General features: G+C 40.6%; 14 protein-coding genes. 12 read left to right on the plus strand and 2 right to left on the minus strand.

The features are described 5' to 3' along the window. Positions 1 to 2: 2 nt before the first annotated feature. The 8 genes from C502_RS0108255 (at position 3) to galE (ending at position 9,309) form a co-directional block, all read left to right on the plus strand. Entirely contained in the window at positions 3 to 611 is a 609-nt protein-coding gene (locus tag C502_RS0108255) for a sugar transferase (protein WP_018678366.1), read from the plus strand. After that, entirely contained in the window at positions 611 to 1,261 is a 651-nt protein-coding gene (locus C502_RS0108260) for an acetyltransferase (protein WP_018678367.1), read from the plus strand. Before C502_RS0108255 ends, C502_RS0108260 begins: the two co-directional genes overlap by 1 nt. A 34-nt stretch (positions 1,262 to 1,295) precedes the next feature. Next, a complete protein-coding gene (locus C502_RS0108265; protein WP_018678368.1) occupies positions 1,296 to 2,480 on the plus strand; it encodes a DegT/DnrJ/EryC1/StrS family aminotransferase in 1,185 nt (394 codons plus the stop codon). Between the two features lie 111 nt (positions 2,481 to 2,591). After that, complete coding sequence (locus tag C502_RS0108270) at positions 2,592 to 4,466, plus strand: polysaccharide biosynthesis protein (RefSeq protein WP_018678369.1); 1,875 nt, start codon at positions 2,592 to 2,594, stop codon at positions 4,464 to 4,466. Between the two features lie 12 nt (positions 4,467 to 4,478). Continuing rightward, positions 4,479 to 5,354 carry a UTP--glucose-1-phosphate uridylyltransferase GalU gene (galU, locus tag C502_RS0108275; RefSeq protein ID WP_018678370.1) on the plus strand — a complete coding sequence of 292 codons (876 nt, stop codon included), beginning with the start codon at positions 4,479 to 4,481 and terminating at the stop codon, positions 5,352 to 5,354. 16 nt (positions 5,355 to 5,370) lie between these two features. Next, positions 5,371 to 6,627 carry a nucleotide sugar dehydrogenase gene (locus C502_RS0108280; RefSeq protein ID WP_023274519.1) on the plus strand — a complete coding sequence of 419 codons (1,257 nt, stop codon included), beginning with the start codon at positions 5,371 to 5,373 and terminating at the stop codon, positions 6,625 to 6,627. Positions 6,628 to 6,629: 2 nt separating this feature from the next. Next, positions 6,630 to 8,303 carry a glucose-6-phosphate isomerase gene (gene pgi / locus C502_RS0108285; protein WP_018678372.1) on the plus strand — a complete coding sequence of 558 codons (1,674 nt, stop codon included), beginning with the start codon at positions 6,630 to 6,632 and terminating at the stop codon, positions 8,301 to 8,303. Next, positions 8,296 to 9,309, plus strand: a complete 1,014-nt coding sequence (gene galE, locus C502_RS0108290; RefSeq protein WP_018678373.1) for a UDP-glucose 4-epimerase GalE — start codon at positions 8,296 to 8,298, stop codon at positions 9,307 to 9,309. The genes pgi and galE overlap by 8 nt, the downstream gene beginning before the upstream one ends. 45 nt (positions 9,310 to 9,354) lie before the next feature. On the opposite strand, the gene C502_RS0108295 is transcribed toward galE, so the two are convergent. Together C502_RS0108295 and C502_RS0108300 are read right to left on the minus strand one after the other, a co-directional pair. Further along, the gene (locus C502_RS0108295; RefSeq protein WP_026315770.1) at positions 9,355 to 10,725 is read right to left on the minus strand and encodes a phosphohexomutase domain-containing protein; all 1,371 of its coding nucleotides are present in this window, start codon (positions 10,723 to 10,725) and stop codon (positions 9,355 to 9,357) included. 235 nt (positions 10,726 to 10,960) lie between these two features. After that, positions 10,961 to 12,166 (minus strand): amino acid aminotransferase, encoded by a 1,206-nt coding sequence (locus C502_RS0108300; protein WP_018678375.1) that lies wholly within the window; start codon positions 12,164 to 12,166, stop codon positions 10,961 to 10,963. 426 nt (positions 12,167 to 12,592) lie between these two features. Between C502_RS0108300 and C502_RS0108305 the strand changes: the two genes are divergently transcribed. The 4 genes from C502_RS0108305 to acnD all read left to right on the plus strand — a co-directional run bounded on the left by C502_RS0108305 (position 12,593) and on the right by acnD (position 18,108). After that, positions 12,593 to 13,303, plus strand: a complete 711-nt coding sequence (locus C502_RS0108305; RefSeq protein WP_018678376.1) for a GntR family transcriptional regulator — start codon at positions 12,593 to 12,595, stop codon at positions 13,301 to 13,303. After that, on the plus strand, positions 13,296 to 14,177 hold the full coding sequence (prpB, locus tag C502_RS0108310; protein WP_004665301.1) for a methylisocitrate lyase: 882 nt from the start codon (positions 13,296 to 13,298) through the stop codon (positions 14,175 to 14,177). The genes C502_RS0108305 and prpB overlap by 8 nt, the downstream gene beginning before the upstream one ends. Positions 14,178 to 14,332: 155 nt before the next feature. Continuing rightward, the gene (gene prpC / locus C502_RS0108315) at positions 14,333 to 15,490 is read left to right on the plus strand and encodes a bifunctional 2-methylcitrate synthase/citrate synthase (RefSeq protein ID WP_018678377.1); all 1,158 of its coding nucleotides are present in this window, start codon (positions 14,333 to 14,335) and stop codon (positions 15,488 to 15,490) included. After that, positions 15,490 to 18,108, plus strand: a complete 2,619-nt coding sequence (gene acnD, locus C502_RS0108320) for a Fe/S-dependent 2-methylisocitrate dehydratase AcnD (protein ID WP_018678378.1) — start codon at positions 15,490 to 15,492, stop codon at positions 18,106 to 18,108. Before prpC ends, acnD begins: the two co-directional genes overlap by 1 nt. Positions 18,109 to 18,128: the final 20 nt, after the last annotated feature.

The raw sequence follows: 18,128 nt of genomic DNA on the forward strand, positions 1-18,128 counted from the left end.
ATATGCTTAAACGTTTGCTTGATGTTGTGATCGCATCGATTGCATTAGTAATTTTGTCTCCTCTCTATATTTTTGTTGCCTACAAAGTGAAAAAGAATTTAGGGTCTCCTGTTCTTTTTCGTCAAGTAAGACCAGGCATACATGGTCAGCCTTTTGAGATGGTTAAATTTAGGACAATGAAAGATGCTGTAGATGGGCAGGGTAACTTATTACCAGATAGTGAACGTTTAACGACTTTTGGTAAAATGTTGCGCTCGACTAGTTTGGATGAAATGCCTGAGCTTTGGAATGTTATTAAAGGTGATATGAGTGTTGTTGGTCCTCGTCCACTATTGATGGAATATCTTCCTTTATACAATATTGAGCAAGCGAAACGACAGAATGTACGTCCCGGTATGACAGGACATGCACAGGTGAATGGTCGTAATGCGATTAGCTGGGAAGAAAAATTTAAGCTTGATACTTGGTATGTTGAGAATCAATCGATTTGGTTGGATTTCCAAATCATGTTAAAGACGGTTAAAAAAGTGCTTGCGAAAGATGATATTAATGAATCTGGCGAAGCGACCATGAGTAAATTTACAGGTACGGATAAGAAGGAACTAGATTAATGACAAACTTTATTGGTGTTTATGGTGCAAGTGGTTTTGGCAAAGAAGTTATGCCTTTGGTACGTCAACAATTTTCAACGTTAAAAAAAGAACAATTTGTTTTTATTGATGATGGTCAAGCGGGAACCACTTTAAATGATTATTCTGTTTTAAGTTACACTGATTTTATCGAAAATTCAGCTTCACATAAGGCAGTTACTATTGCTATTGCGAATAGTATTGTCCGTGAAAAACTAGCGATTCGTTTAGATCAAGATGGTGTGCAACATTTGGCCATTCAGGCAAGCAATACAACGATTTTGGATGAAGTCGAAGTTGGAGAGGGAAGCTTATTTTGTCCATTTACCTGTTTGACTTCAAATATTAAGATTGGGAAATTTTTCCATGCCAATATTTATAGTTATGTTGCACACGATTGTGTGATTGGCGACTACGTAACTTTTGCACCTGGTGTAAAATGCAATGGTAATATCCATATTGAAGATCACGCTTATATTGGCACTGGTGCGATTATCAAACAAGGTACACCAGATAAACCACTGATTATTGGAAAAGGTGCAGTGGTTGGTATGGGAGCTGTTGTTACAAAGAGTGTCCCTCCAGGAGTAACCGTGATTGGAAATCCTGCACGAATTTTAGAGAAGAAATAAATTTTAGTTAAATTAGATATTAGAGAATCCAATTATGTTAAATACAGCGTTTGAACCATGGCCAAGCTTTACACAGCAAGAAGCAGATGCAATTAGTAAAGTATTGCTTTCAAATAAAGTAAATTATTGGACTGGGCAAGAATGTCGTGAATTTGAGAAAGAATTTGCCACTTTTTCTGATACAAAATATGCTGTTGCTTTAACCAATGGGACGGTTGCACTTGATGTTGCGTTAAAAGCATTAGATATTGGTATCGGAGATGATGTGATTGTAACATCACGTACTTTCTTAGCTTCAGCAAGCTCAATTGTAACGGCTGGAGCAAACCCTATCTTTGCTGATGTTGAGTTGGATTCTCAAAATATTTCTAGAAATACAATCGAAGCAGTACTTACCCCAAATACGAAAGCAATTATTTGTGTACATTTGGCTGGTTGGATGTGTGATATGGATCCAATTATGCAATTGGCTGCTGAAAAAGGATTGTATGTGATTGAAGACTGTGCACAAGCACATGGAGCAAAATACAAAGGAAAATCAGCTGGTTCAATTGGACATATCGCAGCTTGGTCATTCTGCCAAGATAAGATTATGACCACTGGTGGTGAAGGTGGGATGGTCACCACAAATGATGAGAATTTGTGGAAAAAAATGTGGTCATATAAAGATCACGGTAAAAGTTTTGATAGTGTTTATAATAAACAACATCCGGCAGGCTTTCGTTGGTTACATGACTCGTTTGGTACGAATTGGCGGATGATGGAGATGCAAGCTGTCATTGGTCGTATTCAATTAACGCGAATGACTGATTGGATAGAAAAAAGAACTAAAAATGCAGAAAAAATCTTGAAAGCATTTGAAGATTCACCTTATTTCACCATTCACCGTACGACAGATGATTATGTTCATGCACATTATAAATGTTATGTGCAGGTTAAATTAGATGCTTTACCTTCAGATTGGTCACGTGATCGTATTATGCAAGAAATCAATCTTGAAGAAATACCATGTTATAGTGGCTCTTGTTCTGAAGTTTATTTAGAGCATGCATTTGATAATACAGCTTGGCGTCCGAAACAGAGACTAAAAAATGCCCAAAAATTGGGTGAGACAAGTCTTATGTTCTTGGTACATCCAACGTTAAGTTCAGAAAGTATTACAAAAACGATTAATGCTATTCAAAAAGTGAAAGAGGCAATAAGTCACTCTGTAAATTAAATTCAAAAGCAAGAGATTGATATATTTCATCTCTTGCTATTATTTAAAGGTCATTTCTAGCTGCATGAGAAATGAGTATAAACATCAAAGTGGAATGATTAGAAGATCATTGTGAAAAAGATTATTCATCAATTTGCCTCAGCGCCTAGACTATTTAAACAATTTTTCCTTGTTTTTTTGGATGCTTTAGTTTTTCCTATTATTTTGTGGCTATGTTATGTCATTCGCTTGTTCGATTTGGGCGCACAAGTGATACCAGGAATCAATCATGGTATTCCATTAGTAAGCCTTATTGCGATCCTTAGCCTAGGATTGACGGGGGTTTATCACTTTATTGTTAGAACATTTAATGAAGTTTTCATTGTTAAGTTAGCGCTGGCCGTTTTTCTGACCATGATTGCTTTATATGTTCTGAATGTAAGTACACAAGCATATATTCCAATGTCTATCCCATTTATGTTTGGGTTTATGATGTTTGCTTGGGTCTGGGTCAGCCGAGCAAGCATCCGCTTTTTGATTAAAGCTTCATATTATTCAGAAATTGGTCGAAAGAGAATTGCTGTTTATGGTGCTGGTGATGCTGGGCAGCAAATTGTAGAGGTATTGAATCGTTCTGATGATCATGTTCCCATTTTCTTTATTGATGATCTTAATTCATTACAAGGACAAAGGATTGGTGGTTTTCGAGTTTATTCTGTAGATAAAGCACTGCAACGCTTTAAAAAAGATCGAGTTGATGAAATTTTGTTAGCTCTTCCTTCAGTAGGACGCGTTCGAAAAACTGAGATTATTCAGCAGTTTGAATCTGCTCATTTAAAGATTACGGAATTACCTGGCTTAACTCAGTTGGTTGATGGTGAAATACAGATTTCAGATATTCGTGATGTTGATATTGTGGATTTGTTAGGACGTGATCCTGTGCCACCTGTTTTACATTTATTGTCTAAAAATATAAAAGATAAAATTGTGATGGTGACTGGAGCAGGAGGTTCTATTGGCTCCGAATTATGTCGACAAATCATAAAAAATCAGCCAAAAATGTTGGTATTGTATGAATTAACAGAGTTTGCGCTCTATGATATTGATAAGGAATTAAGAAAAACTACAAGCTGTGAAATTTTGCCTATTTTAGGAACGGTACAAGATCAGCAAAAGCTTGAGCGTATTATTGAGCAATACCATATACAAACTGTGTATCATGCCGCTGCTTATAAGCATGTGCCTTTGGTTGAATGCAATCCGATTGCAGGATTAAAAAATAATGCAATTGGAACTGCGAATAGTCTTAATGCGGCAGTTAAGAAAGGTGTTGAAACATTTGTTTTGATTTCTACAGATAAAGCGGTTAGACCAACTAATGTCATGGGTGCTTCAAAGCGTATGGCTGAACTGTATTGCCAAGCTGTTGCTGAAACAAAACCAAATACTCAAATTAGTATCGTACGTTTTGGTAATGTATTGGGTTCTTCTGGTTCAGTCGTTCCATTATTCAAACAGCAAATTGCACTTGGTGGTCCAATTACCGTTACACATCCTGAGGTGACCCGTTATTTTATGACAATTCCGGAGGCATCTCAGTTGGTGATTCAAGCTGGGGCATTGGGCTCTGGTGGTGATGTTTTCTTATTGGATATGGGTGAACCGGTACGTATTCAAGATTTAGCTCGCCAGATGATTAAGTTAAGTGGCTTAAAGGTACGAGAATCAGGATCATCAGAAGGTGATATTGAGATTGCCTACAGTGGTTTACGCCCAGGCGAAAAACTTTATGAAGAACTACTGATTGATCAAGATAATACGGAATATACTGAACATACACGTATTTTACGATCTTTTGAGAAACATTACCCACTACAAGAAGTGCAAGTCGTATTCAGTAAAATTAATCAAATGACAGCAGTTGACCATGATGTGGACTGGGCCTTAACTCAGTTAGAGCATTATGTCGATGGTTATAAACGTAGTGCAGAAGTTAGAGTCAACTAAGTTGAGAGTAACATGATTAAAAAGGCAATTTTACCTGTTGCAGGTTTAGGAACACGTTTTCTACCTGCAAGTAAATCTATTCCTAAAGAAATGGTCATTGTTGTGGATCGCCCTGCAATTGAATATGTGGTACGTGAAGCAGTTGCGGCGGGTATTGAACAAATTATTTTAGTAACACATTCCTCTAAAGCATCAATTGAAAATTATTTTGATCGTAATTTCGAACTTGAAACCACTTTAGAACAAAAGAAGAAATTTGATTTACTCAAAGAAATTACAGAGATATTGCCTAAGCATATTAGTGTTGTAAGTGTACGCCAACCACAACCGTTAGGATTGGGTCACGCCGTACTTTGTGCGAAAGATATTGTGGGGGATGAAGCGTTTGCGGTGTTATTACCTGATGTATTAGTCAAAGATAGTGCATCTCAAAATGATTTAGCTCTCATGATCCAACGTTTCGAGCAATCTCAAGCTGCTCAGATTATGGTAGAGGCTGTTCCTGATCATTTGGTTGATCAATATGGTATTGTAGATGTTGCTGTTTCTCCGAATGAAGGGGAAAGTGCTATCATGCAGGGAATTGTTGAGAAACCTGCAATAGGTACTGCGCCATCCAATTTATCTGTGGTAGGACGTTATATTTTACCTGCTCAGATTATGACGTTATTAGAAAATACCCCGCGTGGTGCTGGCAATGAAATTCAACTGACGGATGCGATTGCAACATTGCAGCAATCACAAAATGTTGAAGCCTATCGGATGAAAGGGCAAACTTTTGATTGTGGTAGTAAGCTTGGCTATCTAAAAGCAGTCTTACACTATGGTATTGAACATCCAAAATTGGGTGAAGATTTTAAGGGTCTGATTCAAGGATTGGCCCTATAATTTAGGGTAAATGGTTATGAAAGTTGCAATATTCGGCAATACTTTATATGCAGGCGTGATGTCTGCATTGTTGTCTGAATCAGGACATTTTGTTTTTTGGTGTTCGAATATTGCAGATGATAGTGGATCACATCATTCTTTCCACGATGAAAACGTGAGTCATTTATTAAGTAAACAACTGAAAAGTGGTTTTCTTAATTATTGTGACAGTCAAAGTGTTCCACTAGATACAGATGCTTATTTCTTTAGTTTTAATCAAACACAAGAATCACAAGTTTTTCAGCTCTTACTTGATTTAAAACAACAACCAATTATTCATCCGAAATTGATGATCAATGCCTCTACTTTTGGTTTACACGGCACCGAAAAATTACAGCAGATTTTATCTGAAGATGATTGGGTCTATTTACCAGATACCATTCAGGAAGGGAATGCGTTACACAGCCTCACCCAAGCGAAACAGTTGATTGTTGGATGTACACATCGTGAAGCACAGATCAAACTAAAAGAACTGTTAAGACCTTTCTTTCCGCTCGAACAACAATACTTGTTTATGCCTATTTTGGATGCTGAATTTACCAAACTCAGTATTTCAGGCATGTTGGCAACACGAATTAGTTATATTAATGATCTGGCGGTTGTTGCTGAAAAGTTAGGCATTGATATCGCTTCAGTCCGTCAGGGGATGGCTGCGGATAGTCGCATAGGGACCGCTTATTTATCACCTGGTGCAGGTTTTGGTGGGGAAAATTTCTCGCACGATATCCTAACCTTGTCTAATACTGTTGCGAATACGGGTGTTAAAAGCCAATTATTGGCTCAAGTTTGGGACATTAATGAGCAACAGAAAGAAATTCTATTCCGTAAGTTATGGAATTATTATCATGGTGATTTACAAGGCAAGACGATTGCCATTTGGGGGGCTTCTTTTAAAGAAAATACCTCTAGTATTCAACAATCACCGATTCATCAAATGTTAGCGGCATTGTGGGCACAAGGAGTGATTGTACGATTACATGACCCTCAAGCTTTAGATGAAATCAAGATGATGTACGGGCAGCGAGCGGATCTTATTCTGTGTGATGATCAATATGAAGCGGTGCAAAATGTACACGGTTTGTGTGTTTTAACGGCTTGGAAGCAATATTGGAGTCCAGCCTTTAAGCAACTCACGCAAAGCATGACACATCCGTTGATTTTAGATGGGCGTAATATCTATGACCCTCATTTTGTTAAGGCTCAAGGTTTTGCTTATATGGGCGTGGGGCGTTAAGCATGCTAGATCATCTTCAATTATCACCAATGAAAGCTCAAAATGCTAAATCGAAAAACTTAGCCTTATTACAGAAAAAATTCAAAGAGATCCATCTTAATCAATTGTTTGCAGAAGATTCGGCACGGTTTCAGCATTTTTCAGTTGAATATGATCAAATTGTTTTAGATTTTAGTAAGCAACGAATTGATCAGAATATATTGAATGAATTGGTTGAGTTTGCTCAAAATCAAAATCTTACTGAATGGATCAAAAGATTATTTTCTTTAGAGCAAATTAATTATACGGAACAACGGGCAGCAATGCATTGGGCACTGCGTTTGCCTGATTCTGAACAGTATTTTTCTGAGATCAATCGGGATGTTCACGAACAGCTAGAACGTATGTATGCTCTAGTTGCGAAAATCCATGCTGGGCAGTATCGTGGCGCGACAGGTGAAGTGATTCAGGATGTGGTTAACATCGGTGTGGGTGGCTCTGATTTAGGGCCATTGATGGTGACACATGCACTTTCTGATTTTAAAGTGGCAACAGCGAAACCTTTAGGTATTCATTTTGTTTCCACGATGGATGGTAGTCAACTCTCGGATTTATTGCATCAACTTCGCCCTGAAACAACCCTGTTTATTATCTCATCGAAGTCTTTTGGCACGATTGATACACTTTCTAATGCACAAACTGTACGCCAATGGTTAGAAAAAACCTTGGGTACGGATACGCGAGTATTGAAAAACCATTTTATTGGGATTTCGACCAAACCTGAGAAAATGACAGAATGGGGAATCGCATCGGATAAACAGCTTCTGTTGTGGGATTGGGTGGGTGGTCGTTATTCACTTTGGTCATGTATTGGTTTACCGATCGCACTCACCATTGGCGTAGAGGGCTTTAAGCAATTATTAGCAGGTGCTTATGCGATCGATCAGCATTTTCAAACAGCATCGTTTGCTCAGAATATCCCGATTTTGATGGGGGTGTTAGGTGCTTGGAATAATAATTTTCTTGATATCCAGACCCATGCTGTACTCCCGTATGATGGGCGATTGAAATATTTTGCTTCATACTTGCAACAACTCGAAATGGAGTCAAACGGGAAGTCTATTCAGCGAAATGGTGAAAAAGTTGATTCTGCGACATGCCCAATTGTTTGGGGCGAGGTGGGACCCAATGCCCAACATGCATTTTATCAATTGCTACATCAAGGAACGCATGCAGTAAGTTGTGATTTTATTGCACCAGTACAACGCTATAACTCAAATCAATTTACGTATGCTGAGAATGCGGATGCCTTAGTTGAACAACATCATTTAGCACTCTCAAATTGTTTAGCCCAGTCTCGTTTATTGGCATTTGGAAATCAGGCGCTCTCAGTAGATGAGTTAGGGGACTTACCTGCTTATAAGCAATATCAAGGCAATCAACCAAGCTCAACAATCTTGTTGAAAGAACTCAATCCTTATAATTTGGGGATGTTGATTGCAACTTATGAGCATAAGGTTTTTGTGCAATCTGTTTTATGGAATATTAACCCCTTTGATCAATGGGGGGTGGAAAAAGGTAAAGAGATTGCCAATCAACTATTACCGATTTTAAATCGTGAACAAGATGACCTGTCTGGTTTCGATGCATCAACGAAAGGGTTACTTAAAATCTTATTAGGTAAGACTGATGGCTAGTGTTTTAGTCACAGGTGGTGCAGGTTATTTAGGTTCACATACATGTGTTGAATTATTAAGTGCTGGGCACGATGTTGTCGTTTTTGATAATTTATCAAATAGTTGTGAAGAAGCCTTAAATCGTGTGCAAGAGTTAACGCATAAATCTTTAACCTTTGTACAAGGTGATATTCGTTATCAAGATGAAATTGATCAAGTATTTAGTGACCATCATATTGATGTGGTGATTCATTTTGCAGGTCTAAAGGCGATAAATGAGAGCTTAGAAACACCATTGACTTATTTTGATCATAATGTTGTAGGAGGAACTCAGCTATTGAAGTCAATGGAAAAGGCGAAAGTCTTTACGTTGATTTTTAGCTCTTCAGCAACGATTTATGAAGCAATAGGTGATATCCCACTACATGAAGATGTGCCAGTATTGTCAAAGAATAACTATAGCTATACCAAACTGATTACTGAACAAATGTTGCAGCAAATTGCCAAGGCAGACTCACGTTGGTCAATTGCTTTACTCCGTTATTTCAATCCAGTGGGTGCACATAAAAGTGGACGTATTGGTGAAGACCCGCAGGGAGTTCCCAATAATTTGATGCCGTATATCACTCAGGTCGCGGTAGGTCGCCGTAAAAAATTATCTATTTATGGACATGACTATGACACCATTGATGGTACAGGTGTTCGTGATTATATTCATGTTGTTGATTTGGCGAATGCTCATCTTTGTGCGTTAAATAATCGTCTTGGGGCAAAAGGTTGTCGAGCATGGAATATTGGTACAGGTCGTGGCTCATCGGTATTGCAGGTCAAAAACAGCTTTGAAGAGGTCACAGGAATCCCTATTGCATTTGAACTTTCCTCACGCCGTGCAGGTGATGTTGCAACTTCATGTGCAGATAATTCTCGCGCAGTAACGGAATTGGGTTGGCAACCACAATATACTTTAGAAGATATGTTGGCAGATAGTTGGAATTGGCAAAAACAAAATCCGAATGGTTATAACTAAGAGATTAAAAAAGGAGCTAAATGCTCCTTTTAAAATTTGATCAATCTATTTTTGAATCAAAGCAGTCAACTCATCGACATAGCTTTGCATTGGTTGCGGATTTTGCTCTGCACGACTTTCAATATTTAAACGAAGCAAAGGCTCAGTATTAGATGCCCGAACATTTAAACGCCATACACCAAAATCAAGACTCACGCCATCAGTACGGTCTACTTGTGGATTTTGGTCAGCATAAAAGTCAAAGATTTTTTGAACCGTTGCTTGCGTATCTGCCACTTTAAAATTGATTTCACCGCTACAAGGGAATTTGGCAATCATATTTTCAACCAGTGTCGAAAGAGATTGACCTGTTTCAGAGAGTAGGGCAATGGTAAGTAACCAAGGAATCATACCGCTATCACAATAAGCAAAATCACGGAAATAGTGGTGTGCGCTCATTTCACCACCGTAAACAGCATTGTGTTCACGCATCACATCTTTAATAAAGGCATGTCCACATTTTGACTGGATTGCAGTTCCTTGATATTGATTGACAATATCTAAGGTATTCCAGATTAAACGTGGGTCATGTACGATTTTTTCACCTGATTGCTTGATCAGGAAAGCTTGTGCCAATAAACCGACAATGTAATATCCTTCAATGAATTCGCCTTTCTCATCAAATAGGAAACAACGATCAAAGTCACCATCCCAAGCAATGCCCATATCTGCATGATGTTGAAGAACGGCATCGCGTGTGCTATCTCGGTTCTCAATCAAGAGTGGGTTCGGAATACCATTTGGAAAATTGCCATCGGCTTCGTGATGGATTTTGATAAATTCAACAGGAATACTGAGTTCTTGAAATTTTTGCTCAATTGCATCAATCACATGACCTGCTGCACCATTGCCTGAATTGACCACAAGTTTCAGTGGCTTAATTTTGAGTGGGTCAATATAAGTGAGAAGATGTTCGATGAATTCAGGCAAAATATTATAGTTTTCAGTTGAACCCTTTTGTTCTACTTCTACAAAATCACCAGACTCAGCCAATGCTTGAATGTCTTTTAAGCCTGTATCAGCACTGATTGGGCGCGCATTTTCACGTACCAATTTCATACCATTGTAGTCCATAGGGTTATGGCTTGCCGTGACTTCGATCCCACCTTGCACATCGAGATGGAAAGCACCGAAATAAACTTCTTCTGTGCCTGTCATACCCAAATCAAGCACATTGACACCCGCATCATTTAAACCACGAATGGTGGCGTGTTTTAAGCCTTCACTGCTGAGGCGGATATCACAACCAATCACGACTTTTTTAGGTTGGTAGATTTGTCCGTATGCACGACCGATTTTATAGGCGATTTCTTCGTTGAGTTCAGTGCCTAGTTTTCCGCGAATATCGTAGGCTTTAAAGCAAGTCAGTTGAGTCATGTTCAAAAGTGCTGTTTGTTGTTTATTCATGTGTTGCAGTATACAAAGACTCGCTAGGCTTGAACATTCATAGATACAGATTTAATCATTTAGCAATTTTTCTTGGTTTTAGCTAGATGACCAATCTTAAATTTAAAAGACTCTCATCATGTAAAAACAAAAAGGGTTGTTCCACGTGAAACAACCCTTTTTGATCCATAAAGTCTCCCTTTTAAAAGGGAGATTTAGAGGGATTTTAAGCTGATTTCGCTAAAACTTCTGCGACCGCTTTTGCCACTTTATAAATATTATTCATATTTAGACCCGCAACACAGATACGACCACTGCGCACCAAATAGATTGCATATTCTTCACGTAAGGTATCGACTTGCTCACCTGTTAACCCTGTATAGCTGAACATACCTTTTTGATTGACAAGATAGCTGAAATCACGGTCTGGTAATGCTTTTGTCAATTCATCTTTTAAGATGCTACGCATTTTGATAATACGCTCACGCATCTCTTGCACTTCAACTTGCCATTGTTGGTTAAGATCAGTGTCATTTAACACTTGATCGACTAACCATGCACCTGTTGTTGGTGGGCTTGAATAGTTACGACGTACTGTTGCTTTGAGCTGACCAAATGTACATTGTGCTGCTTCAGCATCATCACAAACAAAAGTTAGACCACCGACACGCTCACCATAAAGTGAGAAGATCTTAGAGAATGAATTGCTCACGATGAAGTTAAGACCTGCTTGGTCTAAAGCGCGAATTGCATAGGCATCTTGTTCCATACCGTCGCCAAAGCCTTGATAAGCAATGTCGAGGAATGGGATGAGATTACGCTCTTTTAATACGGCAATCACTTGATCCCATTGTGCTGGATTTAAGTCAGCACCTGTCGGGTTGTGGCAGCAAGGGTGTAATAACACAATGCTGTGTTCTGCCAACGTATTTAGTGTCGACAACATGCCATCAAAATCAACGCCACGTGTTTCAGCATCAAAGTATGGATAGAAATTGCTCTTGATGCCTGCGCCATTGAAGATCGCAACGTGGTTATCCCAAGTCGGTTGGCTGACCCAAACTTCTGAATTTGGGAAATAGGTTTTTAAGAAATCCGCACCAACTTTTAATGCACCTGAACCACCCAGTGTTTGAATGGTTGCAACACGACCTTGTTGGATTGCTGGACTATTCGCACCAAACAAAAGTGCTTGAATCGCTTCACGGTAAGGTTTGAAACCTTCCATTGGGAGATAAAGTTTGGTTTTATCATTCTTAGGCGCAATACGTTTCTGCGCTTCGATAATGGTATCAAGCTGAGGAACGATACTGTCTTCGTTATAGTACAAACCAATACTCAAATTAACCTTTTCAGCGCGTGGATCAGTGTTGAACTGTTCCATAAGTGAAAGAATTGGATCGCCTGCATAAGGTGGGATATGTTGAAACATTAACAATGTCCTTTTATTCAACAAGGTGCATGGATGTGTTTTGGAATGCCCAATAATGTACCAATAAAGCGAGTATGAAGCACCCTATTCTTTGCATTATTGTCGTAGTATTTAATTACAAAATTGATTCTAAAAGTGCCGATTATAAGGATTGTCTACAATCAAGCTGTTATACCATCGTCTTAGGATAAGAAGAATAAAGGGGTAATCACATAGAAGGCTGAATCGATATAAGGCTTAGAGTGTATTTTAACTATCTGTTTTATATTATTTTAATTTAAATTGTGATTTTATTTCTAAGCAATATCTTGAATCTATTCATCCAAGCTAATTGGCTGGGGAGTCTAATTTATTGTCGACAATCCTATTGCAATTTTTGTCTTATATCGTTATAAAATCATCAAAACTGTAGAGATTGTCGACAATATGCAAGATACCCTTGTTCCTCAAGCCATCAGCACAAGTCAGAGTATCACCCTGACGGAACATGTATTTAAGCAAATTCAGTCAGCAATCGTTTTAGGACAGATTCCTGCGGGCAGTAAAATTTCTGAACCTGAACTGGCACGGATTTACGGCATTAGTCGTGGTCCTTTACGTGAAGCGATCCATCGTCTGGAAGGGCAGAAGTTGGTTGAACGTACTGCGCATGTGGGCGCACGTGTCGTTTCCTTATCATTACAACAGTTTCAAGAGCTTTATCAGATTCGAGCCTCTCTCGAAGGTTTAGCCTGTAAACTTGCTGCTCAGCATATTGATAAAAAACAGATTTTGGCATTGCGTGATGTATTGCGGATGCATGCTGAAGATGAAAATTTTAAAGCGGGGAAAGGCTATTACCTGCAAGAAGGGCAAGACGATTTCCATTACTGCATTATTAAAAGCAGTGGCAATAAAACCTTAGAAAAAATGTTATGTGATGAGCTGTATCACCTCATCCGTATGTATCGAATCCAATTTTCAAATACCCCTGATCGTCCAAGCAAAGCTTTGGATGAACATATCCGCATTTTAGATGCGATCGCAGAAGGTGACGGCCAACTTGCCGAAATGCTGATGCACCGTCACATCAATGCATCCTACAAAATTGTTGAGCAAACATTGCTGCAAACCCAAGGAGAACATCAACATGGCTAAATCTGCTGGTCAGTTATTCCGCGACGCGGTCGCAAATGAAAAACCATTACAAGTGGTGGGTGCAATTAACGCCAATCATGCGTTATTGGCAAAACGTGCAGGCTATAAAGCCATTTATTTGTCAGGTGGTGGGGTTGCGGCAGGTTCGTTAGGTTTACCTGATTTGGGGATTAGTAACCTTGATGATGTATTAACGGATGTACGCCGTATTACCGATGTCTGTGACCTACCATTGTTGGTTGATGTGGATACAGGTTTTGGTGCATCTGCTTTCAATATTGCACGTACCACTAAATCAATGATTAAGTTCGGTGCAGCAGCGATGCATATCGAAGATCAAGTGGGCGCAAAACGTTGTGGTCACCGTCCGAATAAAGCGATCGTGACACAACAAGAAATGGTGGATCGTATCAAGGCAGCGGTTGATGCGCGTACTGATGAAAACTTTGTGATTATGGCGCGTACCGATGCACTTGCAGTTGAAGGTTTGCAAGCAGCAATTGACCGTGCAGGGGCATACATTGAAGCAGGTGCGGATATGTTATTTCCTGAAGCAATCACTGAATTGGCAATGTACAAGCAATTTGCTGATCTGACCAAAGTTCCAGTATTAGCGAATATCACCGAATTTGGTTCTACACCATTGTTTACCACTGAAGAATTGGCTTCTGCGGATGTGAGCATTGCACTGTATCCACTTTCAGCATTCCGTGCGATGAACAAAGCAGCGGAAAATGTGTATGAGACGCTGCGTAAAGAAGGCACACAGAAGAACGTTGTTGACACCATGCAAACCCGTCAAGAATTATATGAACGTATTAATTACCATGCGTTTGAACAGTATCTTGATGGCACTTTTGCGAAGAATAAGTAATTTCCCCGTTCTTCACCTCTCCCTAGCCCTCTCCTCAGAGGAGAGGGGACAACACGAATCATAATTGATTGAATTTGTGTAATTCCTCCCCTTTTAGGGGAGGCTAGGAGGGGTCTTAAAAGTAAATAAATAAACACCATAAAAAGGACAATCTTATGAGCAGTAATGAAACACCAGTCGGCTTCAAGCCAAAAAAATCAGTTGCGTTAAGTGGTCAAGTTGCAGGCAACACTGCACTGTGTACCGTAGGTCGTAGTGGTAATGACTTACACTACCGTGGTTATGACATTCTTGACCTTGCAGTCGGTAGCCAATTTGAAGAAGTTGCACACTTGCTTGTACATGGCAAATTGCCAAACAAAGCTGAACTTAAAGCCTATAAAGCAAAACTTAAAGCACTTCGTGGTTTACCAGCAGCATTAAAAACAGCACTTGAACAATTACCACCGTCTGCCCACCCAATGGATGTGATGCGTACAGGTGTGTCAGTTTTAGGTTGTTTAACGCCTGAACATGAAGACCACAATGAAGCGGGTGCTAAAGACATCGCTGATAAATTGATGGCAAGCTTAGGTTCAATGTTGTTGTATTGGTATCACTTCAGCAACAACGGTCGTCGTATCGAAGTTGAAACCAATGATGACTCGATTGCTGCACATTTCTTGCATCTCCTTCATGGCGAAGCGCCATCTGAAGAATGGATCCAAGCCATGCATACGTCATTGATTCTGTATGCAGAGCATGAGTTCAATGCATCGACCTTTACCTCTCGTGTAGTGGCAGGTACAGGTTCAGACATGTATTCAGCAATTACTGGCGGTATCGGTGCGCTGCGTGGGCCTAAACATGGTGGTGCGAACGAAGTTGCATTTGTGATTCAACAACGTTATGACAACGCTGACGAAGCAGAAGCAGACATCCGTAGCCGTGTAGAAAAGAAAGAAGTAATCATCGGCTTTGGTCACCCTGTTTACACCATCTCTGATCCACGTAACGAAGTGATCAAGAAAGTGGCGCGTGAACTTGGTGAAGCGCAAGAGAACAACAAAATGTACCTCATCGCTGAGCGCTTAGAAGCGGTGATGAAAGAAGTGAAGAACATGTTCCCGAACCTCGATTGGTTCAGTGCGGTGAGCTATCACTTGATGGGTGTGCCAACGGCAATGTTCACGCCATTATTCGTAATTGCACGTACCGCAGGTTGGTCAGCACACGTGATCGAACAACGTCAAGATGGCAAAATTATTCGTCCAAGCGCGAACTATACAGGCCCTGAAAACCTCGAATTCAAACCATTGGCGGAGCGTGGTTAATGTCAAATCAATACCGTAAACCGCTGGCAGGTACCCAGCTCGAATACTATGACGTGCGTCAAGCCGTTGAAGACATTCAGCCAGGCGCATATGAAACTTTGCCATACACGTCTAAAGTGTTGGCAGAACAGCTTGTACGTAAAGCTGATGCAGAAAACTTAACTGCCTATTTAACACAATTGATCGAACGCCGTCAGGACTTGGATTTCCCTTGGTATCCTGCGCGTGTTGTGTGTCATGACATCTTAGGTCAAACAGCACTCGTTGACCTTGCGGGCTTGCGTGATGCGATTGCTGAAAAAGGTGGTGATCCATCAAAAGTCAATCCAGTGGTTCCAACTCAGTTGATCGTCGATCACTCGTTGGCAGTGGAATTTGGTGGTTTTGATCCTGACGCGTTTGAGAAAAACCGTGCGATTGAAGATCGTCGTAACGAAGACCGTTTCCACTTTATTGAGTGGACCAAAACCGCTTTTAAAAATGTCGATGTGATCCCTGCGGGCAACGGCATCATGCATCAAATCAACTTGGAGAAAATGTCTCCAGTGATTCAAAATCGTGATGGCTTGGCTTTCCCTGATACCTGCGTGGGTACAGATTCACACACACCACATACCGATGCGCTTGGTGTAATTTCAATTGGCGTCGGTGGTTTAGAAGCTGAAAATGTCATGTTGGGTCGTGCATCGTGGATGCGCCTACCTGACATCATTGGTGTTGAGTTCGTCGGTCAGCGTCAAGCAGGTATTACCGCAACGGATATCGTATTAGCATTAACTGAGTTCTTGCGTAAAGAACGCGTGGTCGGTGCATATCTAGAGTTCTTCGGTGAAGGCGCTGACAGCATGTCTGTGGGCGACCGTGCCACCATCTCAAATATGACCCCAGAATATGGCGCAACAGCTGCGATGTTCTATATCGACCAGAACACCATCGACTATTTACGTCTGACAGGTCGTGAAGATGCACAAGTGGCGTTGGTTGAGCAATACGCAAAAGAAATCGGTCTTTGGGCATCGGATATGACCAAAGCGCAGTATCCACGTGTACTTCGTTTCGATCTTTCAACCGTGACTCGTAATATTGCAGGGCCATCAAACCCACATGCACGTGTATCTACTGCTGACTTGAAAGCCAAAGGTATTGCAGGGAATTTGGATGTTGCGAAAGCACAAGAAGCAGAAGGTTTAATTCCTGATGGTGCTGTGATTATTGCTGCGATCACTTCTTGTACCAATACCTCAAACCCACGTAATACCGTGGCGGCTGGTCTATTGGCACGTAAAGCCAATGAACTGGGTTTAGTGCGTAAGCCTTGGGTGAAATCATCATTTGCACCAGGTTCTAAAGCGGCTGCGCTGTATCTTGAAGAAGCTGGCGTACTGAAAGACCTAGAGAAACTTGGCTTTGGTATTGTCGCGTATGCATGTACCACGTGTAACGGTATGTCAGGCGCGCTTGATCCAGTGATTCAACAAGAAATCATTGATCGTGACCTGTATGCAACTGCGGTACTTTCGGGTAACCGTAACTTCGATGGTCGTATCCATCCTTATGCAAAACAAGCGTTTTTGGCATCACCACCGTTAGTGGTTGCCTATGCGATTGCAGGAACGATTCGTTTTGACATCGAAACAGATTCACTCGGAAATGACAAAGATGGTAATCCAATTTACCTGAAAGATATCTGGCCTTCGGATGCAGAAATTGATGCGCTTGTGAAAGAAGCAGTGAAGCCTGAACAGTTCCGTAAAATTTACATTCCAATGTTCGATTTGGGTGTTAATGAAGAAGCGGCAAGCCCACTGTATGATTGGCGTCCAATGAGTACCTATATTCGCCGTCCGCCGTATTGGGAAGGCGCGTTGGCTGCACCACGTACTTTAGCCAATATGCGTCCACTTGCAATTTTGGGTGACAACATCACCACCGATCATTTGTCACCATCGAATGCGATTGTGCTTGATAGTGCGTCTGGTGAGTATTTGGCGAAAATGGGTGTGCCTGAGGAAGACTTTAACTCATATGCAACCCACCGTGGCGACCATCTCACGACACAACGTGCGACATTTGCCAACCCGAAATTGTTTAATGAAATGGTGGTTCGTTCTGACGGCACGATTAAGCAAGGTTCAAAAGCGCGTGTAGAGCCAGAAGGCGAAGTGATGCGTATGTGGGAAGCGATTGAAACCTACATGAACCGTAAGCAACCGTTGATCATCATTGCAGGTGCGGATTATGGTCAGGGTTCTAGCCGTGACTGGGCTGCCAAAGGTGTGCGTCTTGCAGGTGTTGAAGCGATTGTTGCCGAAGGTTTTGAACGTATTCACCGTACTAACTTAGTCGGTATGGGTGTTTTACCGCTTGAGTTTAAAGCAGGTGTAAACCGTAAAACCTTAAAGTTAGATGGTACTGAGCTGTATAGCGTGATTGGTAATATTGCGCCACGTTCGACTTTAACTTTAGTAATTGAACGTGCCACAGCGGATGGTAAAGAAGAAATTCTTGAAGTGCCTGTCACTTGCCGTTTAGATACAGAAGAAGAAGTTTCTGTGTATGAAGCAGGTGGTGTCTTACAGCGTTTTGCACAAGACTTTTTAGAAGGTCAAGTGGTTTAATAATTAGTTCGTGCTACTAA

Source organism: Acinetobacter tjernbergiae DSM 14971 = CIP 107465, from assembly GCF_000374425.1.
GTDB classification, from domain to species: Bacteria; Pseudomonadota; Gammaproteobacteria; order Pseudomonadales; family Moraxellaceae; genus Acinetobacter; species Acinetobacter tjernbergiae.